The sequence below is a fragment of the Lyngbya sp. PCC 8106 genome (assembly GCF_000169095.1).
Classification (GTDB): domain Bacteria; phylum Cyanobacteriota; class Cyanobacteriia; order Cyanobacteriales; family Microcoleaceae; genus Capilliphycus.
Genome location: NZ_AAVU01000043.1, coordinates 52,117 through 63,987 on the forward strand (window position 1 = coordinate 52,117; position 11,871 = coordinate 63,987).

An 11,871-nucleotide genomic window follows, 5' to 3' on the forward strand; every position below is an offset into this window, starting at 1 on the left:
TTCACGCTTAAATTGATATTCACCTGATCCATTTACCCCTCTAATACTGGTAATCGAGATCTGAAAATAAGTGATCAGTCCCTGATAACTGTTAACTGACAACGGGCTACTGATCACAACTGCCATTTTCTCTGTCTTCAGTCTAAGCGTCCAGACCAAACTAAGCAACTGATGGCAGAATATGACGGCTTAAAACCGCGCTATAGTAGCGTCGCAACTGTTGAGTCGCTGCGGCCCATCCCCAACGTTCCGCTTCTAGACGGGCGTTTTGACGTAAGGTTTCCCGTTCAAGCTGGTGAGACAGTAACCGTTGAGTCGCAGAAATCGCCCCATTTTCATCAGTCGGATCAAAGAGATAACCATTTACCCCATCCGTGACAATATCGGGAATCCCCCCGGAACGAGCCGCGACCACAGGAGTTCCCGCCGCCATCGCCTCTAGCAACACTAACCCTAAAGTTTCCGTCCGAGAAGGGAAAATAAACGCATCAGCGCAAGCATAAGCATCTGCTAGTTCCTGTCCGCGTAAATACCCCACAAAATAAGTTGGAGTTCCAGCAAAATGTTCTTCTAGAGTTTGGCGGTTCGGGCCATCACCCACCAACGCCAGACGCGCATTAGGAATAGCTTCTAAAACAGGCTTGATGCGATCAATTTCTTTTTCCGCACCCAAACGCCCCACATAAAGTAATAATGTACAATCCGGATGACCTTGGGTTAAGCGATCGCGCATTTTTGCCGTTGCTTGATGGGGTTGAAACATTTCAGTATCAACGCCCCGTTGCCACAAATCAACCCGCTCAATACCATGAGAGGATAATTCCTCAACCATCGCCGTTGAAGTACAAAGGTTTAAATCTGCCTGATTGTGAGCCGAACGCAGCAGCCCCCACAATACCTCCTCCAACATCCCCAAACCGTAGTGATGTAGGTATTGAGGTAAGTGAGTATGGTAAGACGCCACCAAAGGCAAATCCAACTTTTTCGCATAATACAACCCACCCAACCCCAAAACCGCAGGATTAGCAACATGGATCAGATCCGGTCGAAAAGCCTCTAACTTGCTACCCACACCCGGATGAGGAATAGCAATCTTTAACTCAGGATACATGGGTAAGGGAAAACCCTCCACCCCAAAAATTTGACATCCCTTGTACTCTTTGATTCCTCCTTCTGGAGAAACAATGAGAACTTGGTCACCAGCCCGACGTAAATGGTCAACAGTGTGACATAGCCGTGTGACAATGCCATCAATCTTCGGTAAAAAAGTTTCAGTAAAAAGAGCGACTCGCATAGAAAGTAGCTTCTGAGTTGAGAATCGATAATATTCGCCCTATCATCATCTCAGAATTTGGGACAGGATAACATACCGTGATCAATCACCCGTCAATGGAGGGATAATTGATCAATTATCCCCCGCCCGATCTCAATCCAACTTAGTTAGCCATTGCATTTTCTGATAACTCACTCAAATTAAACAAGAACGGCACACTACTGTTAGAATCTCCATCGAGAATCAAAACATTAGGCATCTGAGATCCGCCCTGTCTCCAAGCTTCAATCGCTTCTTTTTGCAGAACTAACTGGCCCCCTTGATTTTTTAAGGTTTCCGCTAACAGACGTTGAGCTTCTGCTCTACCCTTGGCTCGGTTAATATCAGCTTGCGCTTGTTGTTCGGCTTCTCGTGCCACATAAACCGCCCGTCGCGCCCGTTGTTCGGCAATTTGTTTTTCTTCGACGGCTCGGGCAAACTCAGGCGAAAACGCTAGATCAACGACACTGGTATCCAATACCACAATGCCATACTTATCTAGTCGGCTATTGAGTGCTTCATCAAAGTCGGCTTTGAGGTTATCGCGCTTGGTGATCGCTTCTTCAATCGTTCGTTTAGCCGCAGCAATTTTAAACGATTCTTGAGTTTGAGGGGCGATCACCTTAGACACTACATTTTGCAACGTTCCCTGTTCTCGCCGAATTCTCACCACTTGTACGGGATCTAGACGGAAGTTAATCGCAAAACTCGCCGACAACTCTTGTAGATCCTTGGTGGAACTCTGAGCCGGAACTTCAAACTTTTGTACGGTAACATCATAAATATCAACCGCAGAAACCAGAGGGGGCTTAAAGTGAAGACCCTCTAATAGACTGCCATCTTGGGCTTTCCCTAAGATACTCAATACTCCCGCTTGACCCGGATTAATGATCACAAATGAGTTGAGTCCGATTAAAAGAGCCGCTGCGAGAATAATACCTAAGATAATTGCAGGAAGACCCTGCTGGGGTGCTGCACTTTTCAATGTTGGAACTCCTTTTTCAAACAACGGTTTGAACAACCTGCGATTCGCGATCGCAATCCACAAACCTTTCACAAACCTATTTAGTGTAGCTGATGCTACGATTAGTCTCTCTTTGATCTTAAAGGTTTCAGGGTCAGATGTCGGGTGTAGAGTGTTAAAACTTCGCTAAGTGTAGAGAGGTTGGATTCAAGCTCCTGAGCATTGATCAGGGAGTTTAATCCCGCTTCTTTTACATTTGTTTACCAAAAAAAGCGGGTCAAAAGCCCCGTCGTTCACGACGGATTATGTTTGTGCTACGATGGCTTATCGTCAGCGACGACGACAAATTATGCTCGTATATGAAATGAAGCTGCAAGGAACAGAAAGTCAGTACCGAAGCTTGGATGAAGCCATTCGGACAGGTCTATTTGTTCGCAACAGCGTCATCAGGGCATGGTTAGATGGTCAAGTTAAAAGCCGCAACGATGCCTACAAGCACTGCAAACTGTTGTCAGACAACCCAGAATTTCCCTGGGCATCAAGGTTAAACTCAATGGCACGACAAGCACACGCAGAAAGAGCTTGGGCATCAATTGAAAGATTTTATCGGAATTGTAAGCAGAAAACACCAGGCAAGAAGCGGTGCGACCTCGCGGCTTTGCAAGCCGCTAGAGGAAGCGCACCAAGAAAGGGGTTCCCAAAGTTTAAAAAGTATCAAGTCAGAGCATCTGTTGAATACAAGACATCAGGATGGAAACTTTCGGGAGACAGACGTTATTTAACGTTTACTGACAAGTTTCAAGCGGGTACGTTTAAGCTTTGGGGAAGTCGGAACCTGCACTTTCATCAACTCGAACAAATCAAACGAGTGAGGGTAATTAGAAGACATGACGGGTATTATGCTCAATTTCTGATAGACCATGAACGAGAGGAGAAAAAAGAACTAACAGGAAAACAAACAGGATTAGATGTAGGTTTAAACTATTTCTACACAGATTGTTCTGGTAATCAAATAGACAATCCTCGGTTTTTGAGAAAAGATGAACGCAAGCTGAAAAAGCTGCAACGTCGATTATCTCGAACTCAAAAAGGAAGTCAAAACCGCAAAAAAGCCAGAAACAAATTAGGTAGAGCGCATCTCAAGGTTTCACGCAGGCGTAATGATTGGGTCTGTAAACAGGCTCAACACGTCATCGGGTCTAACGACTTGGTAGCGGTTGAAAACCTACGGATTCGCAACATGGTTAAAAATCATCATCTAGCCAAATCAATTAGCGATGCAGCTTGGTACAGGTTTCGAGAATGGTTAGAATATATGGCGCGGGTTTATGGGGTTCCAGTTATTGCTGTTGAACCCGCATATACTTCTCAAAACTGTTCAAATTGTGGCGAGAAAGTTGTAAAAACTCTCAGTACGAGAACCCATGAATGCCCTCACTGCGGGTATATTGCTGACCGAGATGAAAATGCCGCCAGAAACATATTGAAATCTGCATTAAAACAACTATCAAATAAAGAAACGGATAAGAAATCGATTAACGGATTAATTTAACTGCGAGTATCAGAGATTTATGCTGTCCTACAGATAACTTAATCCGTTCTTCCGCTTAATATCTGTTTTTAAAATACCGTCGGGCAGACGGAAGTTAACGCCTCCCGAGAGAATGCCCTCTGCTTTGTTGGGGAAACTCAACCTAGTAAGTCAGCTCGTGGAAAGAGGAAGCCCAGACAGTGATGTTTGGAATCTCCGTTGTTTACGACGGAGAGGATGTCAAATCACAGACAGAAAATAATGCTACACATCTTTTTCCTAAACTCCCACCTCCCCACCTCCCTATCGCTCATCTGTCGCCAATATTGAAAGATTTGATTGACATTGACCGGGGTTTGACTCGACAAGTTCATCCTCTCCGGGAAACCTGCGGATAGATTGTCAAATCTGATCCATTGAGTGTATCATTCAACACTTATTATTTGATCTTGACTTTTGGCTTGATTTGCTATGTATCTTAAAACGCTACACCTCAAACAATTTCGGAACTATAGGGATCAAAAAGTAGCGTTTGATGCTCCTAAAACCATCCTTGTCGGTGATAACGCTCAAGGAAAATCTAATCTTTTAGAAGCAGTTGAGTTGCTCTCCACCTTAAAAAGTCATCGAGTTAGTCGCGATCGCGAACTGATTTTAGACACTCAAGACAACGGACAAATTACCGGAAATCTAGAACGAGAAACTGGACACATAGAACTTGGTCTCATCTTACGAAGTAAAGGACGACGTACTGTGTTGTTAAATCGTCAGTCTCTCCGTCGTCAACTCGACTTTCTGAGTATTCTCAATGTAGTACAATTTTCAAGTTTAGACTTAGAATTAGTACGGGGAAGTCCAGAACGCCGTCGCAGTTGGATTGATCGATTATTAGTCCAAATTGAACCCGTTTATGCCTATATTTTACAACAATATTATCAAGTTTTACGACAACGAAATGCTTTACTGAAAAAAGCTCGTTCTCAATCCCATTCACCCGGAGAAGAACAACCCCAAAAACAAATTTTAAACTCAGAATTAGCAGTTTGGGATGCTCAACTCGCCGTCTCAGGGGCGCGTGTAATTCGACGACGAGATCGAGTATTAGAACGGTTAATTCCCCTGGCTCAAACCTGGCATCATCTCATTAGTGGAAGTACCGAGAATTTACAACTCACCTATCAACCCAATGTTCAGGTTATTGCAGCAGAAAATACTCGTTTATCCGCTCTATCTCCCCAAGACGTTCAGCAAGCTTTTCTCCAAAAAATATCCACCCGGACTCTAGCAGAACACCAGCAAGGAACAACTCTAGTCGGCCCTCATCGAGATGATATTATCTTTACCATTAACCAAACACCCGCGCGTCAATATGGGTCTTCCGGTCAACAAAGAACTCTCGTTTTAGCCTTAAAATTAGCAGAACTACAATTAATTGAAGCCGTGATTGGTGAACCCCCTTTATTGCTATTAGATGATGTTTTAGCCGAACTCGATCTCAGCCGTCAAAATCAACTTTTAGAAGCCATTGGCGATCGCTTTCAAACCTTAATTACAACAACTCATCTCGGTGCTTTTGATTCCCAGTGGTTGCAGCAGACTCAAATCCTATCTGTACAAGCCGGAAAAATCGGTCAATATTTTTAATATCAATAGGAATCCAATCTTTTTCTACAATTTACGAATCACCCGATAAACATCAACCATTTGCTGTTTTCCTTTTAACGGCATCAACCCCCAAGATTCTACTTCAAATTGATGGTCAATATACTGTAAAGTCTGGTAAGCAATTAAAATCCGACAAACACTAGATTGACGTTCTTTCTGACAACTTTCCAAGCGAGAAGCAATATTAACACTATCTCCGAGTAAACCATATTCTAAGCGATCGCGACCCCCCAAACTCCCCGCCACAATCGGCCCAGTGAAAATACCGACACGCATTTGAATCACAGGTAAGCCTCTAGGTTGCCAGACTAGATTCAACTTTTGGAGTTGTTCACTCATCTCCAAGGCGCAGGAAACAGCCGCTCTAGCATCTCGGGCAATTTGGTTTTCGCTAACCCGTGCCATCGGTACACCAAAAGCTGCCATGATCCCATCTCCAGTGAATTTGTTAATAATACCGTGATGATTGTGAATGGTCTGGGTGAGCATGGCTAGATATTCGTTCAGCCACTCCAGCAAATTCTCAGGGGGCATCTGTTCAGAAATGGTACTAAAGTTCCGAATATCAGTAAAAAGGATGGTTGCCGTTAACTTTTGGCCGGGTAACTTGCCATCAAAAATTAAGCGATCGCGACTTTTCCACAACGCCTCCGCAATTTCAGGAGAAGCATTTTGACCCAGTAGCCGCATCATGATTTGTTGTTGACGTTGGGCTTGAAAAGCCCGATAGGAAATCAGGGTCGCGCTTGTCAGTAAAAAAGCAAAACCCGGACTCACCACCGGCACCCAATAGGCGTTTAAAAACAGCATAAACGACAGGGTAAATAAAATCCCCAGTAAAAGAGGACTCCCCAAGACTAAAATCAACGGATGACGACTCAGCCAAGCCAAAGTTGTCCCGATAATTGCCCAACTGCTGATCCAGATAATTTCAACCCATTGCGGCCAAAATTGAAATAAGGGTCGCTCTCCTGTCGCAGCATCAATAATTTGACTCACCATTTGGGCGTGAATAATTACACCGGGCGTTCTTGGGCTATTTTTTTTACCGGGACTGTAGGGGGTGAGAAACAGATCTTTACCACTGGGGGCGGTTGTACCGATTAAAACGATTTTGTTTTTAACCCAGTCCGGTTCGATTGATCCATTTAACACTTCCGAAACATTCACTGTAACGACACCATCCATTCCTGAACGGTAGTTTAAGAGGATTTGATAGCCTTTAGCATCAATATTTTGATATCCTCCAGAGTCGGTTTTTAGGGGGACAAATATTGCTTTTCCTAAACGAATTCGATCTGGATCAGCGGGATCATTTTGGGGTTGGATACCTTGACTTTTTAAGTAGTGGAGAGCCAACTGAAGGGAAAAGGAAAATGAAGTCCCGGATGTTGAATCAGCAAAGAACAAATTGCGGCGAACAACGTTATCGTAATCTAAAGGGATATCGTTGAACCCGACCCGACTCGGATCAATTTCAGGAGGAGCGGGAACACCCTTGGCATCTGGATCACCCAAGTTCTTGATCGCGATAATATTAGGGAATTGAAGTTGCTTAACCAGTTGTTCATGTCCCGGTTCATAGGGAATATCGCGGTAGAGGTCCAGACCAATCACACGGGGTTGAAGTTCTAATAGCTTTTCGAGGAGTTCGGCGATCAGTTGATCGGAGAGAGGGAAGCGGTTATAGGTTTGAATATCTTCTTCGGTAATGGCAACGACTAAGATTCGGGGATCGGGCGGTAAAGTTGATCGCAACCGCATCATTTGGTCATAGACAACCAGTTCTAAAGGTTGGAGTCCTCCGAGATGAATGACTCCCAGTAACGCAATAATCAACACAAAAGTTGCAGTCGCAACAATGGAGAACTCTGTCGCGTCTGGCCACTTCCGTTTGAGGGTTCGTAAAAGCTTATCGATCACAGCAACCCCTTAAATGGAGTGAAAAGGGGGGGAAGACGCCAGACTGCTGGCTCGAACTGACTCGAATTACAGCGACTCAGCTTGAGGTTGACTGTGAACAGGTGGAACTTCTCAGCCAACCTCAAACAAATAACTTAGCTATCGAGACTAACTTTCCCAAATTCTAGGCTAGGATATCAGATTAGACAGTCGAGATGCAAGTCTGTCTTGCGGCAACTGTCACGAACTCGATGAACCTATCGCTTTGATCCCTTTAATGCCTTCGTAAAATTTTTCCGATAAGATCGGTTAGTCGGGAGGAATACAGGCCACAGCAATGACAGGTAGAGACGATTTCCGAAGCTTTTGACAAAGTTAGTTTGCTCAAACCCACTCCAGAACTTCCAGACTCCACCGGCGTAGAGAGCCAGTAAAGCAATTGTAATGAGCGAACTCATAATGTAGTTACTCTCTAAATATTTGTGTAAATTTAAGCAAGCGGTGCGTGTTCTCTATATGTTAGCAGTTTTACTCAACAATCGTGAGCTTCTTCCCTCTGTTGGGTTTCACGCTTCGTAGGGCCAGAAGTCAAAATCTCCCGATCTTCCGCCCATAGCCCTGTGTCAACACGGGGGATGCACAACGAGAATGATAAAATTAACGCTATGAATAGAGATAATCGTATGCTAACAAGCCCTCTAACTTCTCGACAATAGCACTTTGAAAGCGGGCGGTTCGGGTGCAGTCGATGCTTTTTCCCTGAGCTTTCCTCCTGCGTTTTTCGCGCTTCGGCACGGTCAGTTGAGAGGTCTTCAAGTCTCCCACTCGCACAGGGTCAACGTTGAACTTCTTCCCTGTCCGGACAATAGAGATGCTTTCAGGAGTCTGTCTCTCCCTCAAAATCTCACTTGCTGTTCAATCGAAAGTAAGACCAGGCTAGGCTAATTTTCAGAACACTTACACAACTTTTGGAGGATCTATGCGAGCAGTGCTAATGGCTGGTGGATCGGGAACACGACTAAGACCGTTAACTTGCGATCTCCCTAAACCGATGGTGCCTATTTTGAATCGCCCCATTGCTGAACATATTATCAATTTACTCAAACGACATCAAATTTATGAAGTGATTGCCACCCTTCATTATCTCCCAGATGTGATGCGGGAATATTTTCACGATGGTACGGACTTTGGAGTGCAAATGACTTATGCGGTGGAAGAAGATCAACCTTTAGGAACCGCAGGTTGTGTGAAAAATATTGCCGAACTCCTTGATGATACCTTTTTGGTGATCAGTGGGGATTGCATCACAGATTTTGATCTCAGTGCGGCGATTGATTTTCATCTTAAACACGACTCCAAAGCGACATTAGTCTTGACTCGGGTGCCAAATCCCTTAGAGTTTGGTGTGGTGATTACGGATGAAAATTATCGCATTCGCAGATTTCTAGAAAAGCCTTCGACGAGCGAAATTTTTTCCGATACCGTGAACACGGGAACCTATATTCTCGAACCTGAAGTCTTAGAGTATCTTCCCCCCAATCAAGAGTCTGATTTTTCTAAAGATTTGTTCCCGTTACTCCTGGAAAAAGACATCCCCATGTACGGTTATATTGCCGAGGGATATTGGTGTGATGTCGGTCATCTCGATGCTTATCGAGAAGCTCAATATGATGCCCTACTCGGTAAAGTTAAACTTGATGTCTCCTATGAGGAGCGATCGCCGGGTTTGTGGTTGGGAGAAAATACTTACATTGATGATACGGCTCAGATCGAAACTCCGGTTTTAATTGGTCATAATTGTCGGATTGGGCCGAGAGCAGAAATCGCTGCCGGATCGGTGCTCGGGGATAATATTACGATTGGTGCTGATGCCAATATTAAACGGCCAATTATTTGGAATGGGGCGATTATTGGAGATGATGTTCATCTACGGGCTTGTGTGATTGCCCGAGGAACAAGGGTAGATCGACGCGCTCATATCCTTGAAGGGGCGGTGGTGGGATCTCTCTCGACAGTCGGTGAAGAAGCACAAATTAGTCCGGGTGTACGAGTCTGGCCGAGCAAAAAAATTGAGTCGGGTGCCACGCTCAACATTAACTTGATTTGGGGAAATACGGCTAAACGGAATCTGTTTGGTCAACGAGGAGTTCAGGGGTTAGCGAATATTGATATTACTCCTGAGTTTGCTGTGAAACTCGGTGCGGCTTATGGTTCTACTCTCAAACAGGGCGCAACGGTTGTGGTTTCACGAGATCAACGCCGTATTTCTCGCATGGTGACGCGATCGCTGATTTCGGGTTTAATGTCGGTGGGTGTGAATGTATTTAACCTCGAATCTACGGCGATTCCAGTCGCTCGGGCGGTGATTCCGACGCTGAATGTTGCCGGGGGATTGCACGTTCGCCTATCTCCGGATCGAGCCGATCAAATTTTAATTGAAATTATCGATAGTCAGGGGATTAATATTACCAAAGCGAAAGAGAAAAAAATCGAGGGGGCTTATTTTAAGGAGGACTTACGACGGGCGCAAATTCCTGAAATTGGGAACATGGTCTATCCAGCCGAAGTGGTGGATAACTACAGCATTAGTTTTGAGAAGCATCTGAATGTTGAAGCTCTGCGCCACAGTAACGCCAAAATTGTGATTGATTATGTTTATGCGGTTTCGGGTGCTATTCTACCCCGTTTACTGTCTAAGTTTGGCTGTGATGCGGTGGTTCTCAATGCCAGTTTGAGTCAAACTTCGGTGTCTAACCGAGAACGAGAAAATCTCCTCGATCAACTCAGTCGGGTGGTGGAAGCCCTGCGAGCGCATTTTGGGGTTCAGGTTTATGCTAATGGTGAACAGTTTATTTTGGTTGATGAAACCGGAAGCCCGATTCGAGGTGAACTGTTGACGGCTTTGATGGTGAATATGGTTTTAACTTCTAATCCGAGAAGTTCGGTGGTGGTTCCGGTACAGGCTTCTTCTGCGGTTGAACAGATTGCTCGTCGTCACGATGCAAAGGTGATTCGCACAAAAGCAAATCCGACGGCTTTGATGGAGGCTTGTCATGCGAACCCGAATGTGGTGATGGGGGGAAGTGGGGAGATGGGGTTCATTTTTCCCCAATTTCATCCGGGGTTTGATGCTATGTTTGCGATCGCTAAGATGGTTGAAATGCTGACGACTCAAGAGCGAAGTCTGGCTCAAATTCGGGCGGATTTGCCTTATGTTATTCACCGTTGTCATACGGTACGCTGTCCCTGGTCGGTGAAGGGAACTTTAATGCGTCATTTGGTGGAAACTCACACCACCGAGAATTTAGAATTAATAGATGGAGTCAAGTTGTTGAATTTTCAAGATGATAACTGGATCTTGGTTTTACCTGATGCTGGTGAACCTCTTGTTCATCTCTATGCCAATAGCCATGATCGCGATTGGGTAGATACGACCATTAGAGAATACCGCAATCTCGTACAAGATTTTGTTAACCAATCTCAAGGAATCAATCGAGGTGATGATAATTACCATTGAAGTTCGCTAGACTTAAAGGATTGACTCAAAAATCATTCTGATTGTTTGGAACTTTAGCTTGACAAATCACTGACGAATATTGAATTAAATCCATGAATAATTGCATTTTAATGGTTGAAATTGTCCAACCGCCTCAACTGCGCTATACGGCTGATAATCAGACTCCGATTGCAGAAATGTTGGTTAAGTTTTCTAACTTGAGGGATGATTCTTTTGCCGTGTTAAAGGTGGTGGGATGGGGAAATTTAGCGCAAGAAATTAATGAAAAATATCATCAAGGTGATCATGTTATTGTTGAAGGTCGTTTGGGTATGAATGTGATTGAACGACCGGAAGGATTTAAGGAAAAACGAGCTGAAATGACGGCGCGAAGAGTTTATATGCTAGATATTCCCACGACTCATTCTTCCTCTGATTTCTCTGATCAGGAGATGTCGGAAGCAGCTTCGACCCCCAATAATGTCGTTCATTTGAGTTCTCGTAACCGCACGGCTTCGAGTTCTGAACCGATGCAACCTGCACCGTCTGAGGTGGAATCTGAACCCGATTTTGACTCTCCCACTGACCCGGAAAACCCAGACTATGATCCCATTCCTTTTTAAGGGTTAAAGGTGTGTTTTTACCCTTTTTTAGGGGGAAGGGGTGATTTTTTATCATAGCGATCAACTTCGCACAGGTTGAGTTGATCGCTGTTGTTAACGGCAAGTTTAATCGAGAAGTTGGTGAGTACCAGTCGATCAGAGATAATTGGATTAGAAATAGCTTTCTGTTGCACAATACTGTTATAACTCCTCAGTATAAATACCGAAACTGATTTTTTACATTTCTGATTGTTTTTTTTGCCAATTCTACTTGGCGAGCGATCGCCGGGTTTGAGATAAAATAGATTCATCCCTGACTAGGCAATCGCCGCCCCCAGACAACAGAGAATAGGAAATCGCGAACCGAGGAAAACAGTTCACCGTCGAGGATTTAGAATT

At 44.5% G+C, this 11,871-nt stretch carries 9 protein-coding genes; 4 read left to right on the forward strand and 5 right to left on the reverse strand.

Features of this window, described 5'->3' with window-relative positions; all coding sequences use genetic code 11:
• Nucleotides 1–160 precede the first annotated feature (160 nt).
• Both L8106_RS23275 and L8106_RS23280 read right to left on the reverse strand, forming a co-directional pair.
• Complete coding sequence (locus tag L8106_RS23275) at nt 161–1,294, reverse strand: glycosyltransferase (protein WP_009786934.1); 1,134 nt, start codon at nt 1,292–1,294, stop codon at nt 161–163.
• Between the two features lie 142 nt (nt 1,295–1,436).
• Nucleotides 1,437–2,297 (reverse strand): prohibitin family protein, encoded by an 861-nt coding sequence (locus L8106_RS23280; RefSeq protein WP_039897046.1) that lies wholly within the window; start codon nt 2,295–2,297, stop codon nt 1,437–1,439.
• Nucleotides 2,298–2,625: 328 nt separating this feature from the next.
• Here L8106_RS23280 and L8106_RS23285 point away from each other — a divergent pair, with 328 nt between their 5' ends.
• Together L8106_RS23285 and recF are read left to right on the forward strand one after the other, a co-directional pair.
• Nucleotides 2,626–3,828: an RNA-guided endonuclease TnpB family protein gene (locus L8106_RS23285; RefSeq protein WP_009786936.1), complete on the forward strand. Its 1,203-nt coding sequence runs from the start codon at nt 2,626–2,628 to the stop codon at nt 3,826–3,828.
• A 450-nt stretch (nt 3,829–4,278) separates the two neighbouring features.
• Complete coding sequence (gene recF, locus L8106_RS23290) at nt 4,279–5,451, forward strand: DNA replication/repair protein RecF (RefSeq protein ID WP_009786937.1); 1,173 nt, start codon at nt 4,279–4,281, stop codon at nt 5,449–5,451.
• 24 nt (nt 5,452–5,475) lie between these two features.
• Here the strand turns inward: recF and L8106_RS23295 are convergent, their stop codons facing one another.
• Both L8106_RS23295 and L8106_RS30960 read right to left on the reverse strand, forming a co-directional pair.
• A complete protein-coding gene (locus L8106_RS23295; RefSeq protein ID WP_009786938.1) occupies nt 5,476–7,395 on the reverse strand; it encodes a CHASE2 domain-containing protein in 1,920 nt (639 codons plus the stop codon).
• Between the two features lie 236 nt (nt 7,396–7,631).
• Nucleotides 7,632–7,832 (reverse strand): hypothetical protein, encoded by a 201-nt coding sequence (locus tag L8106_RS30960; protein ID WP_071941438.1) that lies wholly within the window; start codon nt 7,830–7,832, stop codon nt 7,632–7,634.
• Between the two features lie 521 nt (nt 7,833–8,353).
• Between L8106_RS30960 and L8106_RS23300 the strand changes: the two genes are divergently transcribed.
• Both L8106_RS23300 and L8106_RS23305 read left to right on the forward strand, forming a co-directional pair.
• Complete coding sequence (locus L8106_RS23300; protein ID WP_009786940.1) at nt 8,354–10,891, forward strand: mannose-1-phosphate guanyltransferase; 2,538 nt, start codon at nt 8,354–8,356, stop codon at nt 10,889–10,891.
• A gap of 92 nt (nt 10,892–10,983) precedes the next feature.
• A complete protein-coding gene (locus L8106_RS23305; protein WP_009786941.1) occupies nt 10,984–11,493 on the forward strand; it encodes a single-stranded DNA-binding protein in 510 nt (169 codons plus the stop codon).
• A gap of 17 nt (nt 11,494–11,510) precedes the next feature.
• Here L8106_RS23305 and L8106_RS32520 read toward each other — a convergent pair whose 3' ends face one another.
• Complete coding sequence (locus L8106_RS32520; RefSeq protein WP_156803798.1) at nt 11,511–11,666, reverse strand: hypothetical protein; 156 nt, start codon at nt 11,664–11,666, stop codon at nt 11,511–11,513.
• Nucleotides 11,667–11,871 lie beyond the last annotated feature (205 nt).

Excerpts from the sequence above, each read along its gene's own strand:
- L8106_RS30960 (WP_071941438.1), bottom strand. The coding sequence starts at position 7,832 with ATGAGTTCGCTCATTACAATTGCTTTACTGGCTCTCTACGCCGGTGGA.
- L8106_RS23305 (WP_009786941.1), top strand. The coding sequence starts at position 10,984 with ATGAATAATTGCATTTTAATGGTTGAAATTGTCCAACCGCCTCAACTG.
- L8106_RS23285 (WP_009786936.1), top strand. The coding sequence starts at position 2,626 with ATGCTCGTATATGAAATGAAGCTGCAAGGAACAGAAAGTCAGTACCGA.
- L8106_RS23300 (WP_009786940.1), top strand. The coding sequence starts at position 8,354 with ATGCGAGCAGTGCTAATGGCTGGTGGATCGGGAACACGACTAAGACCG.
- L8106_RS23275 (WP_009786934.1), bottom strand. The coding sequence starts at position 1,294 with ATGCGAGTCGCTCTTTTTACTGAAACTTTTTTACCGAAGATTGATGGC.
- recF (WP_009786937.1), top strand. The coding sequence starts at position 4,279 with ATGTATCTTAAAACGCTACACCTCAAACAATTTCGGAACTATAGGGAT.